This window comes from Paenibacillus sp. ATY16 (genome assembly GCF_003399985.2).
Lineage (GTDB): Bacteria > Bacillota > Bacilli > Paenibacillales > Paenibacillaceae > Pristimantibacillus > Pristimantibacillus glycanilyticus.
The window spans coordinates 162,558-186,754 of the sequence record NZ_NMOK02000056.1; the positions used below are offsets into that span (position 1 = coordinate 162,558).

Here is a 24,197-nt window from a genome sequence, read left to right on the forward strand (position 1 = left end):
TAAAACTTATTAAGACTGGTTGGCTTGAAACAAGATCGAGCCGACAATATGGTCGTCTACGATTGAAAAAGACTTAGGAATGTCCATCTGATATGCATTCCGGAAATAGGTGCATATTTTCGCCCCATGGTGACCGGGATGCTTAGGCGGATGGGAAGCCTTGCGGATATGCTGTTTGCTCAGAAGCCGTTCATACAGCTCTTCGATTCGTTCTGCCATTGCGGGGAGAGACCATTGCTTGAGGCCCCAGCTGTGTCCGTTCTTGGCTAAACGGTTGCGAAGCGGCTTGTTCTCGATCAACAATTGCAGGCAGCGCGACAGCTCGCCGCTATCCCCCGCTCTTGCCATCAGACCGGTCTGACCGTGCTGAACCATCTCCGGAATACCTCCGGCATCCGAAACGAGTATCGGCTTGCTCGCAAGCTGAGCTTCCATGACGGCATACGGCTGGTTGTCATTCAGGCTCGGAAGGACGATGATATCCGATTGCCGCATTAACGAAGGCACGTCATTCCTGCTTCCCGCAAATACAACATAAGGCGATAAGCCGAGTTCAAGCGCTTTGATCTCCAGCTCTGCCCGGAGATTGCCGTCGCCAACAAACAGACATCTCCAATCGTTTCTGGATTGTTTGAGCAGGTGCAGGGCATCCAACAAGCTGCTGTGTCCTTTTACTTTATCAAGGCGGGCTGGACATAAAATATTGCAGTTGTCTTTTGGTAGCTTGAAAGAAGTTCTTTCTTTTGTGCGCTGCAAAAAATGCTCGATGTTCATTCCGTAAGGTACGACCTCCATATGGTCACCGGGCACCAAGTAACTGCCAAGCGTCCGATGCAGCCAGTTAGTCGGTACAACGGCCAAATCGCTCGAGGTAGCCCCATAATATTCTCTGGCGCAAGCATACTTCCAAATTGAATCGGAAGGTGCTCGGCCCTCCAGGGAAACCCAGAAATCGGTAGCGAGGCACCCGTGTATCGTATTGATCAAAGGAACGCCAACCGGCTTGATTTGCCATAAGGCACGCGAGGAAATGACGTCTTGCGCGTGGATGATATCATAACCCCGAAGGCCCAAATACGAAGCCGCCAGCGCATAAGAGCAAAACTCGATTTCCTGGTCCACGATCCAAGGGTCGATCGGAATCGGCTGCGAGGCATACACTGCTTTTATTTCTTTTTCAATTAAAGGTCTAAACAATTTTTTCTCAACTCTGCGGCCGGTATTCACGATATAGTAGCTGCTCTCGTCCGGATGTCTCGCTAGTATGTCTACTTCATGACCGAGCTTCTCCAGACTCGCTTTCAGATCCTGAATATATACCCATACCCCGCCTACATGCGGGATCAGCCAATACGTTGCAATAAGAATTTTCATAGGCTGTCAGCACGCTTCGATGCTATCGTTTTCTCGTAAAGAAGAATCGTCCGGTTAATCATCGTTTGTAACGACCAACTGCGAAGACCTTGATATCTCGCTTGATTGGCCAACTTCTTTCGTTGGTCTTCATCACTTAGCAGTTGATTCAAGCCACTGCATAACAGATTCGCCTTCCCGTTTGGAAAAAGGACGCCCGTCTTTCCATTGTCAATCATTTCGGGTATTCCCCCTGTGTCTGAAGCTATGATGGGTTTTCCAGCCACCTGCGCTTCCATTACGACAAACGGCAAATTGTCATGAATGCTTGGCAGAACAATCAGATCCGCTTCCTGCAGCAGCAGAGCCATGTTATTTTGGTGACCAAGAAAGCTTACCTGTTGACCTAACCCCAATTGGCTTACCGATTGTTCCAGCTGGCTGCGCATGGGACCGTCCCCCGCCAACCAGCAAATCCAATCCGAACGGGTTTCCTTTAGCTTAGACAAAGCTTGCAGCAGCACTTGATGGCCTTTCACAGGATCGAGACGCGCGGGACATAGGATTAATTTCAAGCCGTTTTTATTTAAGGCAGGCGTATAAAGGGCGGATTGATGGAGGAATTTCATCGTATCGAAGCCATATGGAATAACCACTGCCGAGGAATTTGTTCGGCCGGGTTTGACGTCATATTGCCGCTTAAGCCACCCGGAAGGAAAGATAACCCGGTCAGCTGCTAGTCTTCCGTAATGATCAAGCGCTTTCGCCCATTCCCAGGATAAGGAGCGCTTCGAGACAACACCCTGATGCATCCATTCCGCGGCTAGGTCTCCGTGAAGAGTTAACAGCAGCGGGATATGGGTCGGTTTCACTTCATGGGCGCCTATCGCGGATATGACATCCTGCGCGTGGATGAGATCGTAATCGTTCAATCTGAAATGGGATAACGCTTGACGGAAAGCGATGCGCTCGCTTTCCATATCACCCAGCCAAGCGTCAAAGGAAAGCATCTTTATATTGTATCTCGTACCGATCTGCCGCTTTACCGCCGCCGAAACCAACGGTTTATCGATGGTTTTCCCCTTGTCTACAATGTGGTATTTCATCCCCGTTTCGTTATGGGAGATAATATCCACTTCATGTCCCAGGTCTTCAAGTCCCTTCCTTAATGCCAGCGTATACGTGGAAACTCCACCGGAATAAGGAATACACCAATAAGAAACAAGGGCAATCTTCATTCCGCTTCCCTCCTCCGGCTAGACTGTCTCTCGGCTGATACGCTGGCGGTACCACTCAATCGTTTTAATAAGTCCTTGCTCCAGCGACACGGACGGGCTGTAGCCTAGTATAGTCTCCGCCCGAGTCAAGTCGGGCTCGCGGGCCGGCATATCCTCGTAACCCGGACCGTAAGCCTCCGCATAGGATTTGAGTATAACCGGCGACGTAGAACGGCTCAGCTGGATAATCAGCTGCGCAAGCTGAGTGATCGTCACGGAATGAGTCGAGCCGACATTAAATGCCAGACCGTCTGCCTCCGGGCTGAGCGCCGCGATCGTTCCGCTTACGGTATCGTCCACAAAGGTGAAGCATCTCCGCTGCGTACCGCTCCCGTATACCTCAAGTGGTTCTCCTTTTAATGCGGCGGTAATGAATCTGGCTACGACCCCTCCATATTGCGAGTTTGTTTGTCTAGGTCCGTAGGCATTGAAATAACGGAGCACCGTTACCGGAAGTCCTTTCGCCGCATACGCAAAGCACATATGCTCGTCAATGGATTTGGCCGTTGCGTAACTCCAGCGATGAATGGAAGGCGCGCCGTATACGCGGTCCGACATCTCGTTAAACGGCAGCTTCTCGTTCTTCCCGTAGATCTCCGAGGTCGATGCAAATATAACCTTCATGCGGCTTGGATAAGCCAGTTCAAGAATGTTACGGGTCCCGTCGATATTGCCTTCGATTACCTTGATTGGATCTTCTACCGTATTTTTCACTCCAAGCACGGCTGCCAGATGATAGACCGTATCCGCTTGACTCATGCATTTCTTCACTAACTTCCGGTCTAGTACCGATCCTTCAATAAGCCTATGACGAGGATGATTGGATAAGTGAGCGAGAAACTCGTGTCTTCCGTTCGAGAAATCGTCTAATGTCGTGACGGTGTGTCCTGCCGCCAACAAGCTTTCCACAAGATGAGAGCCAATGAACCCTGCCCCGCCTGTTACCAATATCTTCAAGAAATTCCCTCCTTAAATTAGGATCACGTTATTCCGGTCCGCAAGTTTGCCGGTTGCATTTCTCGTATCCAAGACGATAGGGGTATGAGTGACAATAAGCTCGTATGGAATATTGGAATGATCCGTCAGAATGACGGTGCAATCGTAATTTTTCATATTCCTGGCAGTAAGCGGAAGCGAATGGAGGGTTGCTTCTCCCACTTGAAGTTCGTTAACGTAGGGATCGAAAAACCCGACTTGGACGCCTTCTTGCAGCAATTGTTCAATGATAGGCAAAGCGATGGATTCGCGCATATCGTTTACGTCTTTTTTATACGTGACTCCGATAATCAGCACACTGCTACCTTTCAGCTCTTTAGGCTTCAGTGTTTTGGAAACTCTTCCCACAATATAAGCGGGCATACTCTCGTTTACTTGCGAGCTCAGCTCGATGAAAGGCATGTCGATTTGATGCTCTCTCGCCTTCCACAGCAAATACAAGGGATCAACCGGTATGCAATGTCCGCCGATTCCAGGACCGGGATAATATTTGGTAAATCCGAACGGTTTTGTCCCTGCTGCCTCAATAACTTCCCAGAGATTGATATCCAGCTCCTCGCATAGCTTAAGAAGACTGTTCATAAAAGAAATGTTCAGGAATCGCTGGCAGTTTTCCAGCAGCTTCGTCATCTCCGCGGCGCGGGGGGAAGAGACGACCACCACCTTCTCAAATGCCGTACCATAGACTTCCTTGGCGTACGAGGTGCTTGCCGGATTCACTCCGCCTACTACCTTTGGAATTTGCGAGAGCTCCCAATGCGATCCGGGATCGATTCGTTCCGGCGAATAAGCTAGCAGAAGATCCTTCCCGACCTCCAGTCCCGTGCTCTCGAGAAGCGGCTTCAGGATTTCCTCGCTGGTTCCCGGGAAGGTGGAGCTCTCGAGGGCTACAAGCTGCCCTCTTCGCAGATGAGGAAGTATGCAGCGGGTAGCGTTTACCACAAATCTCAAGTCCGGCTGCATATGCTCGTCAAGCGGTGTCGGAACGCACAAAATAATGACATCCGCCTTCTCTATCACTTCAAACGAATGGCTGACATGAAAGTTTTTCCCGCTAAATAGCTCTCGTATATCGTTTCTCTTATAGTCGGATAAATAGGATTGACGTTTCTGCAGCATTTGAATCTTGCGAATATCGGTATCGATTCCGTAGACCGTATTCCCCTTCTCTACGAACAGCTTCGCGAGCGGCAATCCGACATACCCCAGGCCAATTATGGCGATTTTATATTTAAGGGCAAGCTCCAATCTCTTTCAACTCCTTCAATTCATCTTCTAGCATGATACGCAAATGAATCAGAGAAGCATTGGATTAACGTCTAAAGGCTATGAAAATAGTAGTTTATCCCGAATTTACGGACTAAAAGAGATAAATGCCATGCTTTGGCGATTATTGCTGGAAATCCTTCTATTTTACGGGGCTGTTTAATAGGGAAATGCCCGTCCGAAAATGCGAGCGAAATAGGTTCGTGTACGTTAACAATACATGTGCTGAATCATATACTAATGGGACGACGGACCAATCGGAGGACAATACATGCGAATCTTAATCGCTTGCATGTGGGCACTGCCGCATGCCGGCGGCGTAAATACCTATGTCAATCAACTGGTCAAGGGATTACAAGGTGCCGGCCATGAAGTTGATATATTTTCCTCAACGCCGGATGCGCAAGGCTACTATATTCCAAGCAGAAATTTATCGATAGAGAAAAGTCGGCTGGCTCCTCTCATTGCCCACCAAACGGAGCTTTATTTGAATCAAATGCTGCTTGATATCGATCCCTGGATCAAACAAGCAGAGGTTGATAGATTGTGCATGGAAGCGGCCGCTTTGTATTTTGGGCTAAACGAATACGATGTCATACACGCGCAGGATATCGTAAGCGCACACGCGATAGCCCGCGTTAAACCTGCCCATATCCCCCTAGTCACAACCATTCATGGCTGTCTGACAAAGGAATGGTTTGTTAAATTGAAGGAACTGGGCTTGACCGACCAAAATATAAACTCTCCCTTGTGGCATTATTCGTCCTTGCGGGAGTATCTTGGCGCAACGGTTAGCGATGTAACGATTTCTCCTTCGCTTTGGTTAAAAAACGAGCTGGTTAATGATTTTGCCGTTCCCGAAGAACGCGTGACGGTCAGTCATTACGGATTTGATATCGCGGAATTTCAAAATAAAATGCTAAGAGAACCAAAAACGGTTAAACCCCTTGCCGAAAAGGTATTTATATGCCCCGCCCGCTTCGATATCGTCAAAGGACATTCCACTCTCATTCATGCCTTAGCCAAGCTAAAGGAAGTACGCTCCGACTGGGTATGCTGGCTGGTCGGGGACGGTTTCCTGCGCGAGGAATTAATTCAACTTACCAATCAGCTTGGCCTCTCGAATCATATTCTTTTCTGGGGACACCGGGAGGACGTGCCCGAAATGATGCAGCAAGCTGATTTTGTCGTGTTGCCCAGCATGCAGGACAATCAGCCGTTTGCGATCATTGAAGCTCAAATTGCTGGTAAACCGGTCATCACCTCTGATGCCGGAGGCATTCCGGAAATGGTTACCCATCTTCAGAACGGGCTGGTATCCCGCTTGGGAGACCCGGAGCAGCTTTATTCATGCCTTCGAACAGCCCTGGAGGAGCCGGAGCTGTTAAGCGTGATGGCCGAACAAGCGAAAGCGTGGGGACATCATCACTGGTCATTGTCTACGATGATCTCACGGGTTCTGGAGCTGTATGAGTTCGCGCGGAGTAAACATGAGGAGGAGCGTCTTTCCTTTGAGGCTCAATTTGGGGAACAAGCCATCTCAATGCCAGAGGAGGAGCGCAAATGGGTTTCGTCAAGAAAAAGAAAACGGACAGCTCGAAAAACAAAAAAATATCGAAAAAAAATAAGAGGTTTAAAAAGATAAAAAAGGCAAAAAAGCCGTTTAATAAACGAAGAAGGAAGCATGTGCCGGCTGCAATTGAAACGCTAAACCTCGCGCCTCTCTTTGCTTCTCCTCTCGATCCAAACTTTATCCTTTCAAAAACGGATGAAGAAGTTTGGAGACGTATTCTGAAAGCTCAGCCCCAAGACTACGTCCTCCCTGACACCTTTACCTTTCAAAGGCTTAAGCAACTCATTCCGCCGATAATAGCACCTGAATCAGAGGAAACGATATCGCAATAAAAAAGAGCGGGCCGTTCATAAGCAAACGGCCCGCTCTTCCTATTCTTCCCGCTCCTGCGGCTTGTATAATTCCTGTTCCTTGAGATGCAGGTTTTGTCCGTAATTTTCAATCTTGGAATCCAGCCGCTCCAGCGTCCTTGTCATTTCGTCGATCCGAAGACGGAGCTGCTCCCGCTGCTCGATTAGCAGCTCTTTCCTCGCCTCCGTCGTATGATCGCCCTGCTGGCACAGATTGACGTATTCGATCAAAGCTTCAATCGGGAGACCGGCGTATCTCATGCATTTGATAAACTCCACCCATCTGAGATTATCCTCGGTAAACTCCCGGATGCCACTGTTATTGCGGTTCACGGACGGGATTAATCCAATACGTTCATAATAACGGAGCGTATCCTGTGACAGGTCGTACTTGGCGCTGACCTCGGCCATTCTCATACGAAATGTCCCTCCTATCCATAATCGATATAATAGTAGTTTACATCGTCGACATATCGATGACAAACCGGTAACGGACATCGCTGCGGAGTACGCGTTGATAAGCTTCATCCACCTGATCGGCGTTGATCCGTTCGATTTGCGGCTTAATGCCATGCTCCGCCGAGAAATCAAGCATCTCCTGCGTCTCGCGGATGCCGCCAACAAGCGAGCCGGCAAGGCTTCGGCGCTGCATGATCAGAGAGAAGGCTCGATAGGAATCCGGTTCGGAAGGCGCGCCGACGTTAACCAGCGTACCGTCAACGCGAAGCATGGACAGATAGGCATCCACATTCAGATTGGCGGACACGGTATTCAAGATCAGGTCAAACCGGTTGGCCAGCTCTTTGAACGTATCCGGGTTGCTTGTTGCGTAATAATGATCCGCGCCAAACGCGATGGCCTCTTCCTTCTTGTTCATTGACTGGCTCAGAACGGTTACTTCCGCTCCAAGGGCATGCGCGTATTGCACGGCCAGATGGCCAAGACCGCCCATGCCAACGATGGCAACCTTTTTACCCGGGCCCGCATTCCAATGCTTCAAAGGAGAGTACGTTGTAATACCCGCGCATAAAAGAGGACTTGCAGCGTCAAGCTCCAGGCTGTCCGGAACACGGACAACAAATCGCTCCGTTACCACGATCTTCTGGCTGTAACCGCCATAAGTCGGCTGCCCGTCATAGTCGAGGGAGTTATACGTGCTGACCACGCCTTTCGTACAGAACTGCTCCTCGCCCTGCAGGCAATATTCGCATTCGCCGCAGGAATCTACAAAGCAGCCTACCCCAACGCGGTCGCCAACGGCAAACTTCGTAACCTCGGACCCTACTGCTTCCACGACACCCGCAATTTCGTGCCCGGGAACAAGCGGGAAGATTGCCTCGCCCCATTCGCCAAAGGCCGTATGGATATCGGAGTGGCAGATACCGCTGAATTTAATATCGATTAGAACGTCATCCGGACGCAGGGCTCTCCGTTCAATCGTTGTTTTTTCGAAAGGCGCTTTTGCGCTTGCAACACTGAGTACATGAGATTTACACATAGGTTTTCTCTGCTCCTTTAATCTATGAAATAAAGAATACAATCGGAGTATACATGCTGGAGTGAACTCCAAGTCAATCCCTTTGCTTAAACAAAAAGAACCGCTCCTCCTGGAACGGCTCCCTTCTTAAACAACCTTATAGATTGGCGTATACGATATTTCTTAACCGAGGATGGATATAAGGCTCCTGATTGTTTAGCAGATGCTGAGCATACATGACGGTCAGTCCGGAGTCCGGATCCATAATCGCCATGCAGCCTGCGGCACCGCTCCAGCCAAATTCCCCCAACGGGCTTAGCGATCCGCTTTGCGCTTTGGACGCATGCGTTCTGACGCCTAATCCGTAGCCGTAGCCTTTCAGCTGCTCCCAGTTATAATCCACGCGCATACGGTCGGTCAAATGGTCCGTCCGCATCAGATCAACCATTGCCGGCGACAAAATACGCACGCCATCCGGGCTTGTTCCCTTATTGGTGAGGGCATTGAGGAATAAAGCATAGTCGCTTACCGTAGAGAGCAGTCCCGCGCCGCCGCTCTCGTATTCCGTTCCAAGCCGGTAGCCGTTCCCGTCTTTGCGGACCGGTCGGCCCTGTTCATCCTTGTATTCGTATTGCGGTAGGAGGCGGCTCTGCTGCTCCCCGGAAAGATCAAACGCCGTATCCTTCATACCCAGTGGACCCGTAATCTCCTCCCGGATATAGGCGCCGAAACGCCGGCCGTCCACAACCTCGACAAGTGCCGCTAGCACGTCGTGACATAGGCTGTAATTCCAGCGGGTGCCCGGCTCGAAAAGAAGCGGTTCTTTGGACAATGCCTCCGCAAAGGCTCGAGTCGGCACCCTTCCATTCGTTTGCTCCGCAACCTCCTTCAAGGAAGGAGACCCGATATCATAAGAGAAGCCGGCCGTCATCGTAAACAGATCGCGAACAAGAATCGGTTTCTTTGCTCTTTCGATCTCAAGCTTGCCGCCAGGAAGTCGCTTGCGGACATTCATATCCGCATATTCGGGAAGGTAAGCGGACAACGGATCGTTCAGCAGCATTTTGCCCTGCTCCACAAGCTTAAGAGCCGCCACGCAGGTCATGATTTTCGTCATGGAATAGATGTTGAAGATACGTCCTTCTTCAATAGGAGTTTCTTCTTCCAGATTGGAGAAACCGCTGCGATAACGGATTACCGTTTCGTTGCGGTGAATGACCATTACTTCCGCCCATGGAATGCGCCAGGAGGTCAATCGGTCGATAAATTCGGTCAAAGCTTTCATAGTTGCACTTCCATTCTACTTTATGAGATAAGTTCTATTCGTAATCCATAACAACCATCTGATGGCATTGCAGTTCAGGCACGGTATAAGCAACTGCGCCATCGTTGCTGCTGAACGGCAGCGGAGTAATCTGCGGCGCTAGATAGACCTGCTTCACGGGACGAGCTGTCCGAACCGAAACCTGAACATTGTACAGAGGAATAATATCCTCGATGACTTCCACCCCGTCGCCTCTTCTTACCGGCGAAGCATAAAGGAGGTGATTAACAAGGCGATTCCGTTCCTTCTGCTCCTGAAGGGTAACGATGCCCTGCGCGGGCAGACTGGTTTGAAGCGTCTTATCCGGAAGCAGACGATCGAGCGCGTATAGAACGGCTTCCTTCAGAATCAGGCTGCCTTTCTTCGCGTAATCCTCAAACACGTTCCAGGCGATGTAGATTCCGCTGCCGCTCTCCACCATGCCGGGGCCTCCGTTATTGTGGCTGCTTGGCGTGTGCTGATGGGAGCAGAAGGTGAAGGCCTCCCGGTTAAAGAACGGATCTTCGCGCCTGCCGAGCTCGGTTCCCCCGTTAAGCTCAATCTTCTGACCCTGGGAGTAAAAGATGAAGGAGGCCTCTCCTAAACTCTTTAACGCAAAACCCGGACGGAAGTAATCGGGTTTGAAAGGGTTCACTCCCAGGTACCGTACTCCGAAGTCAACGGCAAACGCTTCCCCTGCCGGATCAAGCCCGGACCAGCCCGTGGCTAGGAGTTTTCCGCCTTGCCGCAGGTACACCTCCAGCTTGTTCCGCAGTGGTTCATCAATTGCTACGTAATCCGGCAATATCAAAGCCTTATAGGCGCTGAAATCATGCTCCTTGTCGATAACGTCAAACAGAATTTTACCCTCAAGCAGCATCCGTACGGCTCCTGCATCGGATGCCCCTTTGGATAACCCATCCCGCGCTTTCTCATGGACGCCAGCGGCTTCAAGCGATAGAAGCGCCACATCGGCGACATTTGCCGTGTCCGCGCACCAGGCTTCCTTGCTCTCTACCTCGCTATAAACGGAGCCAATAAGCGCATACGTCGCTTTATCCATACAACCGTCCGGATGCAGCTGATCCCCGATGGAGCATTTCGCGCCATTGGCTATGCTGAGCGCCGCTTCGTAACGAAGGGCGTTCGGATGCTTATAGCCGCCGAATTCTCCCCAGGACGTATGGAATTTCCCCGTCATGCCAAGGAAATCAACGCCAAGAGTTTGGGCGTATCTGGCCGACAGAGGGAAATGATCGTAACCCCAGCCGCCCGTCGGCAGCGATTCCAGCTCCAAATGGGTGTTCATCATGGCCAAGTCGCGGCGTCCCCGCTTAATGTGTCCGCCATTGTGGAAGATCGGCAGTCCCGGCTTGACCGACTCCACCGTTTCCTTCACCTTTGCCGTATAATTGGCATACGTTCTTTCCCATAAACGGCGCATGGCTTGCTCATCCCTTGGATCCATGCCTTCCCGCCTTGCGCTCTCGATACAGTTATGGCAATAGCATTTCCGTACGCCAACAATATCGAGGAATACGCCGTCCGCATCGTAACGCGATACCACTTCGCGAATTTGCGCGAGAAGGATATCGAGATAAGGGGAGTTCATGCAAAATTGATGATAGCCCGGCTCCAAAAAGCCTTTTACCCATCCGGTCGTATCGTTCTCGTCGCGGATCAGCCATTCCGGATGCCGTCTGGCCAGCTTCTCGTCAAGTCCGGCGGACAAGTAGACCGGAGTTTTGACGTCAATCTCATGCGCAGCCTCGATCTGGGCGGCAAGCAGATCAAAGCTGAGACCCGGATGGATCTCGTTTGCTTCCGAAGGATGGTAAGCCCAGCCGTGATGGCATTTGGAGAATACGGTAATGGAATCGACATGGCCTAGCCGCAGCATCTCCTGAAACTGCTTTTTGTCAAAACGTTGACCAATGGGGGCGATAGCCTCTGAGGTATGGAAATCAAGATGGACCTGGCGAAAACGCATAAGTTGTCATCCTTTCCGGTTCGTTTACCTTTAACTATATAAGTTCCGCGTTTGACCGGACAGGTTCATTAACGACTTTTTATAGCACATTTTCTACCTAACGGATAACGGCTGTGATACAATCGGGTAAGCGATTACAACGCAAAGGAGCCTTCACCATGTTTTGCCTGGAACTTGTCATCCCTCCGCTTCCGCAGCTATTGACGATCGGTCATTCCTTCTGGGCGCCGGGACAGCAGCATGTGGCAAGATCGTTTAACGTATACGACATGCTGTTTGTTCTGAAAGGAACCTTGTATATGACCGAAGACGATGTGCCTTACGAGATTAAGGAAGGCACCATGCTTGTGCTGGAGCCGAACCGCATGCATATCGGCCATCGGCCATGCGAGGAAGTAACCGAAATCTACTGGATCCATTTCGCTCATCCCGCTCCGGTCCGCACGATGGACAGCGGGCAAATCTCGTGGTCGATTCCTTTCACCAAAGGGACCGTCGACGATCTCACTCCCCATCGGCAGGTTATGTACTTACCGAAATTTACGAATATACGCGCCACCGACATTTTGCCGTTCCTTCAGCAGATGCTGGAGCTCCATCATACCTTGTCGCCTGCAAGCTCCTTGCCGCTCCAGACGCTGCTAGCCGGATTGTTTGTTGAACTGCAGACAGCGGTAAGCAGCCAATTCGCTCCCCGGTCCAGGCTGCTCTGCGATCAGACGATCGCTTATTTGCAGCAGCATCTGACCCATCCGTTTGATGCGAAGCATATGGAGCAGACCCTGCATTTCCATTTCGACTATCTCGCCCGCTGTCTGAAGAAATATACGGGGATGAGCCCGCTTCAATATTTGCATAATCTGCAGATCAAAAAGGCTAAAACGCTGCTTGAAAGCACCGAGCATTCCGTATCCGAAATCGGCCAGCTGGTCGGGATCGAGAATACGAATTACTTCATAAGGCTGTTCCGCAAACAAGCGGGTATGACTCCAGGGCAATACCGTTCCGTCAGATTCGGACGGGTATAACCCGGGCCGCCCAGCTACTTGGCGGCATAATGCAGCGCCGAGCGGTAGTCCAGAGGCGTCATTCCTTTTTGCTTTTTGAACAGCTTGCAGAAATAAGGAGCGCTTAACCGGCCAACCTCATCAGCGATCTGCCGCACCGGCATGTCGGTGCTTCCGAGAAGCACGCATGCCTCGCGCATTCGCCTTGCCGTCACGTAATCCGTCAGCGAAACTCCCGTATACTGCTTAAATAGATGAGAGACGTAGTAAGAGGACAAATGCAGCTCTTCGGCGAGCAGCTCAAGGCTGAAGGGCTCCCGGAAATGACGCTCGATCCAATCCATCATCGCTTCGATATGGACGGTTTTGGCTGCGGACCATTCTTCCGGAGACAGCTGCGGCTGAGCAATGACCGACAGCTGCAGGTATCGCAGCAAAGAAATCAGCAGCAAGATTTGAGCCTCCTGCTCCTCCCCGCTTTCCCGCATCGCTTGTACCTGGCCTTCCATGACGGACATCAGTTGATTTTCCGAAAAGGAGAACTTAGGCATGGGCAGCGCTCCCCTGGTCAAGTAACGGAAAAAGGATAACAGCTTCGGAAATGGCGCCAGATAAGGCTCGAGAAACCGGGGATCAAAGGTCAGATTGGTTCGGATATAGCGGGCACCCTTCCGACCCGGAATTTCCAGCTTGTGCAGCTGATACGGCTGAAAGCAGAACAACGAACCCCCTTCAAGCTCGTAGCTATTGCCTTCCACCTCCACGACCCCGCGACCCTCATGAATAAAAAGCAATTCAAGACCTTGATGGGCATGAAACCGCAAAAAATGCTCCTCCGTCCATTCATCCCGGAATGCGAGAAAAAAGCTGCTTTGCCCCGGCGCTACATGCTCGATGCGAGATGCCAATTGTATCTCTCCCCCAAAGATAGAATCGCAATTTAGTTATATCTTAGCACAACAGAGAATAATTCGTCCGGCTATATAATGAAGGCATCTTGATGATAGAACCCGGAGGTGCCTTATGCAGCGATATCATTATTTGGCGCACTGCCGCCATGGCGTAGATCCTTCCGTCTGCTTCCGCGATGTTGCAAGCGAGCTTCAAGAACGGATGAAGGAAACGGTCGTTCGCCATCTTAGCTTGTTCCACTATGGATCCAAGCTTTTTCTCTACTATGAGAGCCCCTTAATGGATGCGGATCCCCACGCTCTCTTCAAGCGCTGCGAATCCGGACTTGAGCAATGGCCGGGTACGGACACGCCCCGGAGATGGGTGCCGATGATGGATATTTTCCATTATCAGCAGCCTGTCGGCGCGGAGCATTGGCGACGAATCCACCCCTCGCCACGGCCTTATGCCCGGATCGCGCGGCTGAAGCCGGAGCAAGTGGCCAGCTATATTTTCTACCATTATCAATACCAGGAAGAGCGCCCCGGTGACGGAGACAAATACGGTATGATCTCGCTTTACGAGAATCTATTGTTTTTCTATTCCGAATCGCCGGCTACAATTGAACCCCCACCGTATGCAGGCAAGCTTGACACCGCGAATACGCCTTCAGATTGGCAAGCCGCAATGGATCCCCACTTCATCATGTGGGATCAAGACGCCGGCAAATCCCTGGCCTGGCTGGAGATTCCCCTGCTGCTCCAGCTTGAAGGCGAAGCTTATGACGAGGAGCATGCACGATGAGAACAACGTGTAGCTTAAATGGCGAATGGGATTTCATGCCTCTGTATGAGCATGGACCTGACTTGACTCTTCCCGAGCAGCTTATCTATGAGGAACGGAAAGTACAGGTCCCGTCCAGCTGGCGTTCTTCTTACGTGCGGGCATCGGGCAAAAGCTTTGGGGAAATAGCCGATCACGGATATGCTCCCTATGATTGGTATGGTTATCCGAAGGAATGGGCACGGGCGGATGCCGGCGTGCTCCATCGGGTGTTTCAGGCGCCCGTAGAGAAGAACGAGCGTCTATTCCTCAGGTTTGACGGCATTATGCAAAAAGCCGCCGTCTATCTGGATCATCAGCTGGTTGCTGTCTGGGAGGATGGTTATCTCCCGCTTCTCGTGGAGGTAACGGAGCGGATCCAGGCGGGAAGCAGCCACCAGCTGCATGTCGTGTGCGGCAGCTTTGACAAAGTTACGCTGCCTTCCGGGCAGCAAAAGGTTACCGGGTTAGTCGGCTCCTGGTTTGGCGCTCTAGCGAGAGGCCTATGGGCGGATGTTTATTTGGTAAGCAGGCCGCTGCTATCGCTCTCGGATGTAACGATCCGCACATCCGTCCGGGAGGGCCGGCTTCACGTAAGTACCGGGATAAGCCATTCCTGTAGGGAGCAGCTAGACTCGTCTATCAGAGTTGAACTGCGCGTAAGGGAGAGCAGCTCGCAAGCAGCCTCCCCTATTATCATAGCAGCTGAGGCTGTTTCGGCTGAATGGTCGAATGAGGGTCAATCCAGCCAAGCGGTTTTCTCTATCCATTGGGCAGATGCCAAGCTGTGGAATCCGGATCATCCTTTCCTCTACGCGCTGGAGCTGGTGCTAATAGACGGTAACCGTGTACTGGACCGGGTGGAGGAACGGTTTGGTTTTCGCGAAATAACTACCGAAGGTCCTCGATTTTATTTAAACGGGATTCCCGTTAACCTGCGTGGCGATTCCTGGCATTTCCAAGGCGGGATTCAACAAACGAAGGAGTACGTAAGGAACTGGTACCGCATGTGCAAGGAAGCCGGCGTCAACTGCGTTCGCCTTCATGCGGAACCGCATCCGGCTTATTATTTGGACATTGCCGATGAAGAAGGCATGCTCATTGTGGACGAAACCGCGATTTACGGCTCCAGCAAATCGATGTTGGCCGATCATCCCGAATTTATTGGCAGCTGCAAGAACCATATCCGAAGATTGGTGGAACGGGACAGGAATCATCCTTCCGTTATCCTGTGGAGCCTGCAGAACGAGATGCGCTGGGTGGACGGGCGCGACGGCTTCAAGCTGCATATCCCGTCTATGATGGCTGTCATTCGCGAGCTTGACTCCACCCGTCCCATTATTCTGGAAGGAGATAACCGTCTTCTCTCCAAAGAATTAACCGAAGTAGAGACCCGGCATTACAACATCGACGGAACCATCGACGGTTGGGACCGAAAGGCGCCTCTCGTCTTTGGCGAGCATGGCGGCTGGTGGTATATTTGCCCTCAGAACAGCAGCATGTACGTTGGCCATCTTGCGTACAAGGATACGGAGGAATGCACGAAGGGGCTGGCGGAAAAGGAACGTTTGTTTATCGAATACGCGAGGCGGCAAGGGGTATCGGGTCTGTCCACCTTCAACTTTGCCCATTATTTCATGCGTGCGATGCCCGAGCGGGACATCCCGCTTCAGCTGCCTCATTCGGAAGCGGAAGGTCCGCAGCTGAAAGTGATTCCGCGGTACTCCCTAACCCTTAATAACGGCCTTCTTCCGGAGGAGTATCCGATGTACCGGAAAAATCCGTCTTTTGATATTTTGGCCGCTGCTTTTAAGCCCGCCACTCTTATTCCGGCCGAATATAACCGCTCGTTTTTTGATGATGAGCCAATTGTCCGGAGCTTTGATGTATATAACGACACGCTGCATACCCGTCAGACCACTGTTGTCTGCGAAGTACGGCAGGAAGGACGGCTCATTCACAAGGATACTTTCGAGTTCCGGCAAGCTCCCGCTAATCGCACCACGGTAACGACAAGATGGAAGCCGGAGTCCGTTCATGATCAATCTCTTATTCAATTACATGCCGTGTTGCTGCATGATAACGTACCTGTGCATGAACTGGATTTGAGCTTCAAGCTGTATCCTTCCCGATATAAGACGGAGCCCATCGTCATCAACCGGCCCGTCGTTTATACAGGCGGCGAGCGGGACTACGCTATAATTCGTACATTGATTCCGGAATGCAAGCCCATCACTGCGGAACAGATTCTGCAGCTTTCTCCCGAGCATCTCCTCGTGGCGGGAAGCAAACTCGAAGATCCGGATGGACGGCTTGAGGAGGCGCTTAACCGGTACGCCGGTCAAGGCGGCAGGATTGTGCTGCTCGAGCAGCTTCATTTGTCCTTTGGAGATTTGGCGATCTCCCGGCAAGACTTCATGAGAGCTCATTCCGGGGATTACAGCCATCCCGTTCTTCAAGGACTGGGTAACGACGATTTCATGTTTTGGCACGAAGAGCTTCGGGAAGACGGGCCTCTTCCGATTATCCATGCCGCTTTCGAGAAGCCGGTTAAAGGCACCTTCAAGATGCTTCTGGAATGCAGCGCGGGAGATTTCGGGGATGGCGGAGATTTATGGTCGCCACTTCTGGAATACCGGGGCAAGGAAGGGCTGTTTGTTGCCAATCAGCTGGAGCTGATGGCGAACTTCCACCGGGTACCGCAAGCCTGCCTCTTGCTTCGCAATTTGCTTGCTTATGCGGGGAACGCCGAGGATACGATTATCCTTCGTGCAGGGGCGTTCATAAAGCCGGGAGGAAAAACGGAGGCTTTCCTGCGTACTATAAGCCTTGTTTTTGATCGGCTTACGGACGTTATTAAAAAGCTCGATGATTATGGCCTTATTCTGATTGAGCCGCATCTGCTCGCAGATCCTAATTCGGCTGCGGCTATGCGGGAATATGCGGAAAAAGGCGGCAAGGTGGTCATCCTCCCGGCAGTAGACGGGCAAGATGCTACGCTGGCCGCACTTCTTAGTCGGAATGTCACCGTCCGGGAGAAAGCAACCTATCATCTTGAAGCGGACAATTCGGACCCAGCGGTTCAAGGCTTTAGTCCGGTAGATTTGTTTGGTTACGACAAGGTGTTCTTGTCTCCGCGGGACGTCGTAAACCGCCCTCTCGCTTCGCATAGCCTGTCGGTGGATGGCGCTGATGTACTATGCAAGAGCGTGGAAGGTACCGCGTGGCACGATTATTTCATCGGCCAGCATACGGATGAATACAGCAGACTAGCTCTGGTTGAACTGAATCGGGAGAAAGAACAACCAACCGGGCATTACCTCCTTCAAATGCAGGTAGGCCAAGGGTTGTTTATGCTCTCTCAGCTTCTTCTGGAACCGGAAAGCGACAAGTCGATTCGTTTGTATACGACATTGCTTGCTAATCTCGGCGCGTCGTTTGATGACGGTCTCCTGTCGGCAGTCAAAGGCAGCAGTCAATGGGCCGTGGAGAAAATCATGGCCATGCCTTGCCGGCCTTATGTCGATTTCGAAGCCATGAAAGCCTACTATATCGATCCCGAGTTCTCGCTTAACAATCTAGGCGAAGGACTTTACGGCTGGATGCAGAAAAAAGAGCGGAGCCGCGATGACGGAACGTTCCGCATTGTTAATTCAAACGGAGACCGCTGGTTTCTCAGCTGCTTTGTTTATATGCTGGACCCTTCGTCTGAAGTAAAGAAGGGCCGGCTACAGATTACAACCAACAGCTCCTGCGAGATTTATATAAACGGCAGCCCGGTGCTCGCGCCGGATCAAGAGATTACCCTCCAAGCCGGAATTAACCGCCTGATTGCCATTGTGGACGGTACGGAAGAGGATATCAGGATTGGCATGGTATTAAAAAATACGGACGGCACTCCGATGAAGCATCTGCAATACAAGCTGACTCTCGACGAAGTAGAGCCTAAATAGAATTGGAGGAACGTCCTCATGAGCAAAAAGGAACTCGTTTCCAAAACCGCCGCTGCAGCTAAGGATGAACTTCTGCGTTTAGCGGAGGAGAGTATGTCCGTCAGCTGTCATGCCGTTCCCGTCTGGCATATTCCCGGCTTTTATTTCGATACCGCCGGTCACCAGGCCGCGAAAAAACTCATGGAGGCCGATGCGCAAGCCGCTTACGTAACCGCACTTGCTTACCGCCTTACTGGCAGACAGGACTATGCGGACAAAGCGGTGGAGCTACTCCAGGGCTGGGCTTCTATTAACCGGGAGCTCGCGGACAAAGACGGTCCGCTGGTGTCCGCTTATTTGGGATCAGGCTTTCTTCAAGCGGCGGAGTGGCTAACAGGTTATCAGGGATGGAACCTGGAGGATCGGGATTCATTTATCCACTGGATCACTACTGTTCTATTACCGGAGTGGGACCGAATCCCGCTCCGGAACAATTGGTGGAGCTGGAGCTTGTACGCCCAGCTATTGCTCTATCGTTTCCTGGATGATCAGGCCGGTTTTGCGGAGGAGGTCGCTCATTTGAAGGAGCATATCGACTTTTCCCTATCGCTTACCGGCTTTATCCCGGAAGAAACGCTAAGAGGAACCAATTCGATCTGGTACCATTATTTTGCCCTTGCTCCTCTCACGGCTGCGACCAAGCAGGTGCTGGATTATACCGGCGAGGACTTGTTCCGCTGGACCTCCCCTAGCGGCAATACCATCAAGAAAGCGTTAGATACGCTGCTTTATTATGCCAACGGCCGTGCCGGGGAGTGGCCATACGAGAAAGGCCAGAACGTCCCGGACCCTCTCTCTTCCCAGACCTGGCCTCTTGATCTCTATGAAGCGATGTCCAACATTTTCAAAGATCCCGAATACGATCAATTCGTCTCCCCATACCGCCCGATCATCGGCAACCGGAACAAAAGCAGCGGTTATTTTCAGTCCTACGCTTGGGTTTTCCCGGAGCTGCTGTAAAAAGAAACAAGGTTCTACCAAAGTCATTAACGACTCGGGTAGAACCTTGTTTCTTTAAGCACATTTCGTTGGACGAAATCCAACGTAGCCCTTGAGATGCTGCTAGCAGTACCATTTTATTGGATAAAATCCAACGTACGTAATCCAAGCTGGCTTGAACAGACCCAAAATCACAAAAAGCGGTGCAGAGGCTTGCCCCTGCACCGCTTTTTCTTCTTACACCGTTAAGCTATTCCCTTGCAAAACATACGCTGCATCCCGCAGAAGATAAGCGGCTGCCTCAGCCTGAATATGCTTGCCGCTTTGCGCCTCCACATGGTTAATAAAAGCTTCCAGGCTGCCGTTTTCAAGCTTCATCGTTAAGCTATTAGCGATGCCCTGGTTATCAATCCAGTTGAGCTCATAGAATTGCGCAAGTAACTCTTTCAGCGAACCGATGTCGGCATAGGTGGTGAAGGTCACCGTGCTCTGCCGCGTATTCCCTGCCAGGTCAATGGCAGAAACCGTAAACGTATGGGAACCTGCAGCCAGCGTATACAACGGAATAGCTGCTCCCTGCTGCAGTGTCTGACTATCCAGCTGCGCGGTTGTCTTGCCTTCATCCACTCCGGAGACGGTATCCGTGACCGCCCAAGACAAGGTCAACGTTTCCGAGTTTGCGTATGCCTTCTCTTCCAATCCCGTTATAGAAGCCTCGGGTTTACTAGTATCAAGCTTAAAGCTTATCGATTTGTCGTCTTCTCGATTTCCGGCCGAGTCAACCGACCGGTAGTGCAGCGAGTAACTCCCATCTTCACTAAACGTTAGCTGGCTCTGATAAGGAAGCCAGGTCACCCCGCCATCGGTGCTGTATTCCGTGCCTGTCACTCCGGTTCCGCTGTCGATTGCGCTCAGATCAACGGTTACAGGCTTGGAATACCAATCTCCGGTGCCATCAGGCTGCGATGGAGTCATAGCTGCCGCCGTTACCGGAGCAGTCCGGTCAATCCGCGTAAACTTGACGTCGTCGAACCAGAACTCGCTGAAGCCCCCGACATAAAAGCCCACCGTTCCTGATGCATTATGCTTGGTATCCGTGTCGTCCAGCCTTAGCTCCCCGTTGACATACACTCTAATTCTTGCTCCGTCTACCAGAACCTGGATGCTGTATTCTGAATTAGGCTGCAGATCCTGACCGGAGAAATTATTCGTCTGCAGCACCGTCCAATTCGGATTGTATAGAATCCACTGCGATGTGCCATCCGCCAACTTCCGGTATCCGATCTTGCCTGAAGTGCCGGAAGCCGATCGGTCATACACGTAGAAGGTACCCTGAGCTGGCATCTCGGCAGGCGTCTTCAGCTTGAAGGTTAAATCATAATCGGTAAATACCTTCGGATGTAGAGCGGAAGCGCCCGCTACAATGCGGTACATCTTATTGCCGTTTACGGTTACGATGCTCCGGTTCGGGTCAACCGGCCAGCTGTTCGCTCCTGAATCGAAATCCGTGTACAGAAGGATATCGGAGACGACTATCTTAATAGAAGCCGAAGCTTGCGGATTGGCAACGGAGGTGACCGTAATTGTCGTCTCGCCTTTTGCCAAGGCGGTTACCTTGCCGCTCTCGTCGACGGATGCAATATCCGGATTTGCGGATTGCCAGACAACGGCGCGATTGGCGGCATCCGACGGATCGAATTGAACCTGCAGCTGCTGCTGTTCATCAATAACCATGTTCAAGCTGCTTTTATCCAGCAGCAAGCCGGCTACATCGGTCGTTGGAACCTTGAACTGAATATCGTCGAACAGCAAATAATCAAAGCCGCCGGCATAGAACCCGACTTTGCCTGAAGGATTAAAGGTCGGATCCGACGCTTTCAGCTTCAGCTGGCCATTGGCATAAACGCTGATTTCCTGTCCCTTCACAATAATCTTAATATCGTATACGGTATCGGGCAGCAGATCCTGGGCGGCAGACGTATTTTGCTTCATCGTTGCCCATGCCCCATTATAGAGAATCCACGAGGAGGTTCCGTCCGCAAACTTCCGGTATCCGATTCTTCCTCCGCTGCCGCTTGGATTCAACCGGTCGAATACGTAAAAGGTAGCCAGCTCCGGAATAACCGGCGGCGTCTTCAGCTTGAAGTCAAGCTCGTAATTGCTGAAGTCGTTATCATTCAGCGCCGTGGCGCCTTTGAACAGCTTATACATGTGATTGCCGCCGCCAACGTCTACAATGCTGCGGTTCGGATCGGTTGGCCAGCTATTCCTGCCGTTCTCGAAGTTCGTATCGTCCATAATGCCGTCTCCGACCTCAACGGTCACTTGAACCTCGTCCTGGAGAAGCGGATTGTCTGCCGATGCGGCCGTAACCGTTGCGCTGCCCAAGTTCACTCCTTTCAGCTTGCCGTTTGCATCCACCTTCACGACGGATGGATCGCTTGATGTGTACACCAGTGCAGGATTAGTCGCATTCCATGGCAGCATCGCCGCATAAAGATCGTAAGATTTGCCGATTCCGATCGCAAGGTTATCCTCATACAGCTCCACGCCTTCGACAGGAATAACGTCAGGAGCCAGGTAGGTTCCCGCTTTTTCCGTCAGTCCCATCTCGCCAAACGGAATATCCGCAAAGCCCGGTATTTGCTGGAATACCGCCGCGTCGGACTTCAAATTCAAATTCCCGCCGGCCAGGTCTACAAATCCAGGATCCGAGTTCGTCACCCAGTTGTTCGCGTATTGCACCAGATTAAGCTTATCGTAAGCGCCGTTTGCGTTTGTCGTGCTGCTTCTCGCTTTTGTCGGATTGTAAATAACATTATTCTTAAACGTATTGGTGTCCGGATAATAACGGTTCTCCGTGAAGAAATCCGCCAGCTCCGGATATTTGGTCAGATGCGGCATGCCAACGAAGTTATTGTACTTGTCGAATAAAGCATGCCACGGTCCCATGTAATTTTTGGAGATTTGCTGCTCCGGACCGTCGCCCAGGTACATATCCGAATATTCGTAAGGCGTCTTCGCGTCAATAAAGAGATTGTTGTTGGTGCGAATATGGGCGCCGCCATTGTTCAGAATCGCGGAATTGCCCATCCGGTAAAAAATATTTTCCTCAATCGTAAGCCCCATCGTAAAGTTGTCCGGGTAAACACCTTGCACGCCGGCCTTGCCTTCCCCGATATTATGGAAATAGTTCCTTCGGATAACGGTTCCCCGTTCCTGCGGCGACGCACCTAGATTCATATAGATTGCGCCAAGATCCGAGAACGTTTTGCATACGTCATAAATGTTGTTGTATTCGACCACGTGATCGTTGCCAAAGATAAGGACACCCGGGTGCGGAGCGTCATGAATCTCGTTATGGGATATGCGGTTACCGGCTCCGGTCAGGATGACGGCAGGATTGTAAGCTTTATGGTAATAGGCAAAATCATGAATATGGCTATTCTCCACCACGTTATTCCCCGGCTCCAGCGTCAGCCTGTCGCCTCCGTTCAGAATGACTCCCGTTCCTCCGATATGGTGGATATGGGTGCCGATCACCGCATGATTCACCCCGGAAGCCTTGGCAAAGTCATCGTAAAGCCACCGGCTTTGGGTATTGATGCGCACGCCGCCTTCGGTGAAGTTGCGGATTTCGCAATGCACGATCCGGACTTGATTGCCGCCCATGATTACCGCAGCGGAATCGCGGCCATTTTCCAATTTTAAATCCTCAAAATTTACGAAAGACGTATTGACCGTATTAATCATCGGAGTCTTCAGCATCGTTACGGTAATCTCCGGATTGGCCTTCTGCTTGAACGCAGCTGTCGGCATGATATACAGGATGCCTTGGCTCCGGTCCATATAGTACTCGCCCGGCATATCAATCTCTTCCAATAGGTTCTGGGCAAAATGAAAGTCCGGGTACCAGTTTTTGAACAAGCCGCTCATTTCCCCGTAAGCCAATGTGATCGTTTTGCCCACGGTATCTATAGAAGCAACCTTGTTGTAGGACCATTCCCAGCTATAGCCGAAAATGCCGTCCAGCCATATATCGTCCGCCTGCGTCCATAACGCCGGCCGGTCGTAAGTATACTTGAACGTGCCGCCCCGCGTCTGCAGGTCAGCATCCTTGCGGGTTGGACCGGGGTCAACGATATCGCCCATCTGTACCGTCCCGTTATTCGGCCATCTTGCCAGGGTCATGCCCTGGCCTTCCACATACAGCTCCATAGGCGGCGTCTGGCTGACATCGTTAGCTTTGTAATAGCCATGCCGGCTCAGGACGCCGTAATCCGTTATGCCATGTGCCTTCAAATCTACTTGCATCACCTTTGTTCTTGCCTCCGTGCTGATAATCCGGTTCAATACCGCTTCGCCCGTTACAGGCTCGAACCAGTCCTTCTCCAAGTTCCGGCCCCCGCTCAGGCTGACGGATTCTCCCGGGTAAGCCTCATAGGTGATCGGTTTATCCGCCGTACCCGAATCCTGCTCTTCGAGCTGAAAGCTTCCGGCCCGGTTGTAAACGCCGCCTCTTAAATAGACCGTAACGCCTCCGCCTGGCAGTCCCGAGCTTTGCTTTAATTGACGGACGGCATCTCTCGCCTTCTCCAGAGTAAGAAAAGGCGATTCTAAAGTCCCGGAGTTGGAATCGCTTCCATTTGGCGAGACGAAAAAGAACGCTCCGGCATTTTCGCCGGAACCTGTGCTTGAATCCGGGGATTCTGCCGCGAGCACGCCGCCTGCGGGAAATCCGCTCAGAAGCAAAGCCATTATCCATACGACCATCAGCATTTTCTTCTTCATGCTTAACTATTCCTCCTTATTGCTTGAGAAAACCTCTATCGAGGCCTCTCGAAGATGAGCGACCGCGTCTAGCGGTAGGTTTTATCGCCAAATAGAATTTCAGTTTTCAACTGACTTTGAAACTTATAAATTCTAATGTGGTCAAATAGAAAGGGAACCTTGTGGTTCCC

General features: G+C 51.4%; 16 protein-coding genes. 6 read left to right on the forward strand and 10 right to left on the reverse strand.

Annotation, left to right across the window (positions count from 1 at the left end):
• Positions 1-9: 9 nt before the first annotated feature.
• The 4 genes from CFI03_RS30265 to CFI03_RS30280 are packed head-to-tail and all read right to left on the reverse strand — an operon-like array spanning position 10 to position 4,874.
• Entirely contained in the window at positions 10-1,374 is a 1,365-nt protein-coding gene (locus CFI03_RS30265; RefSeq protein ID WP_248762744.1) for a glycosyltransferase family 4 protein, read from the reverse strand.
• Entirely contained in the window at positions 1,371-2,591 is a 1,221-nt protein-coding gene (locus tag CFI03_RS30270) for a glycosyltransferase family 4 protein (protein ID WP_248762746.1), read from the reverse strand. Before CFI03_RS30270 ends, CFI03_RS30265 begins: the two co-directional genes overlap by 4 nt.
• 18 nt (positions 2,592-2,609) lie before the next feature.
• Positions 2,610-3,587 carry an NAD-dependent epimerase/dehydratase family protein gene (locus CFI03_RS30275; protein WP_248762748.1) on the reverse strand — a complete coding sequence of 326 codons (978 nt, stop codon included), beginning with the start codon at positions 3,585-3,587 and terminating at the stop codon, positions 2,610-2,612.
• Positions 3,588-3,599: 12 nt separating this feature from the next.
• Positions 3,600-4,874 carry a nucleotide sugar dehydrogenase gene (locus tag CFI03_RS30280; RefSeq protein ID WP_248762750.1) on the reverse strand — a complete coding sequence of 425 codons (1,275 nt, stop codon included), beginning with the start codon at positions 4,872-4,874 and terminating at the stop codon, positions 3,600-3,602.
• Positions 4,875-5,163: 289 nt separating this feature from the next.
• Between CFI03_RS30280 and CFI03_RS30285 the strand changes: the two genes are divergently transcribed.
• Together CFI03_RS30285 and CFI03_RS30290 are read left to right on the forward strand one after the other, a co-directional pair.
• Positions 5,164-6,537, forward strand: a complete 1,374-nt coding sequence (locus CFI03_RS30285; RefSeq protein ID WP_248762752.1) for a glycosyltransferase family 4 protein — start codon at positions 5,164-5,166, stop codon at positions 6,535-6,537.
• The gene (locus CFI03_RS30290) at positions 6,456-6,797 is read left to right on the forward strand and encodes a hypothetical protein (protein WP_248762754.1); all 342 of its coding nucleotides are present in this window, start codon (positions 6,456-6,458) and stop codon (positions 6,795-6,797) included. Before CFI03_RS30285 ends, CFI03_RS30290 begins: the two co-directional genes overlap by 82 nt.
• A gap of 39 nt (positions 6,798-6,836) precedes the next feature.
• Here CFI03_RS30290 and CFI03_RS30295 read toward each other — a convergent pair whose 3' ends face one another.
• The 4 genes from CFI03_RS30295 to CFI03_RS30310 all read right to left on the reverse strand — a co-directional run bounded on the left by CFI03_RS30295 (position 6,837) and on the right by CFI03_RS30310 (position 11,585).
• Positions 6,837-7,232 carry a MerR family transcriptional regulator gene (locus CFI03_RS30295; protein WP_248762756.1) on the reverse strand — a complete coding sequence of 132 codons (396 nt, stop codon included), beginning with the start codon at positions 7,230-7,232 and terminating at the stop codon, positions 6,837-6,839.
• Between the two features lie 40 nt (positions 7,233-7,272).
• Entirely contained in the window at positions 7,273-8,313 is a 1,041-nt protein-coding gene (locus CFI03_RS30300) for an NAD(P)-dependent alcohol dehydrogenase (RefSeq protein WP_201002019.1), read from the reverse strand.
• 136 nt (positions 8,314-8,449) lie between these two features.
• Complete coding sequence (locus tag CFI03_RS30305) at positions 8,450-9,577, reverse strand: serine hydrolase domain-containing protein (RefSeq protein ID WP_248762758.1); 1,128 nt, start codon at positions 9,575-9,577, stop codon at positions 8,450-8,452.
• A 34-nt stretch (positions 9,578-9,611) separates the two neighbouring features.
• Entirely contained in the window at positions 9,612-11,585 is a 1,974-nt protein-coding gene (locus CFI03_RS30310; RefSeq protein WP_248762760.1) for a beta-galactosidase trimerization domain-containing protein, read from the reverse strand.
• Positions 11,586-11,743: 158 nt separating this feature from the next.
• On the opposite strand from CFI03_RS30310, the gene CFI03_RS30315 reads away from it, so the two are divergent.
• Positions 11,744-12,613, forward strand: a complete 870-nt coding sequence (locus CFI03_RS30315; protein WP_248762763.1) for a helix-turn-helix transcriptional regulator — start codon at positions 11,744-11,746, stop codon at positions 12,611-12,613.
• Positions 12,614-12,627: 14 nt separating this feature from the next.
• Here CFI03_RS30315 and CFI03_RS30320 read toward each other — a convergent pair whose 3' ends face one another.
• On the reverse strand, positions 12,628-13,500 hold the full coding sequence (locus tag CFI03_RS30320; RefSeq protein ID WP_248762766.1) for an AraC family transcriptional regulator: 873 nt from the start codon (positions 13,498-13,500) through the stop codon (positions 12,628-12,630).
• 115 nt (positions 13,501-13,615) lie between these two features.
• Between CFI03_RS30320 and CFI03_RS30325 the strand changes: the two genes are divergently transcribed.
• From CFI03_RS30325 to CFI03_RS30335, 3 genes are read left to right on the forward strand one after another with little or no spacing between them, the layout of a single operon-like run.
• Positions 13,616-14,287 carry a hypothetical protein gene (locus tag CFI03_RS30325; protein ID WP_248762767.1) on the forward strand — a complete coding sequence of 224 codons (672 nt, stop codon included), beginning with the start codon at positions 13,616-13,618 and terminating at the stop codon, positions 14,285-14,287.
• A complete protein-coding gene (locus tag CFI03_RS30330) occupies positions 14,284-18,258 on the forward strand; it encodes a glycoside hydrolase family 2 protein (protein WP_248762768.1) in 3,975 nt (1,324 codons plus the stop codon). The genes CFI03_RS30325 and CFI03_RS30330 overlap by 4 nt, the downstream gene beginning before the upstream one ends.
• 18 nt (positions 18,259-18,276) lie before the next feature.
• Entirely contained in the window at positions 18,277-19,257 is a 981-nt protein-coding gene (locus CFI03_RS30335; protein ID WP_248762769.1) for an alginate lyase family protein, read from the forward strand.
• Between the two features lie 216 nt (positions 19,258-19,473).
• On the opposite strand, the gene CFI03_RS30340 is transcribed toward CFI03_RS30335, so the two are convergent.
• On the reverse strand, positions 19,474-24,027 hold the full coding sequence (locus CFI03_RS30340; RefSeq protein ID WP_248762770.1) for an Ig-like domain-containing protein: 4,554 nt from the start codon (positions 24,025-24,027) through the stop codon (positions 19,474-19,476).
• Positions 24,028-24,197: the final 170 nt, after the last annotated feature.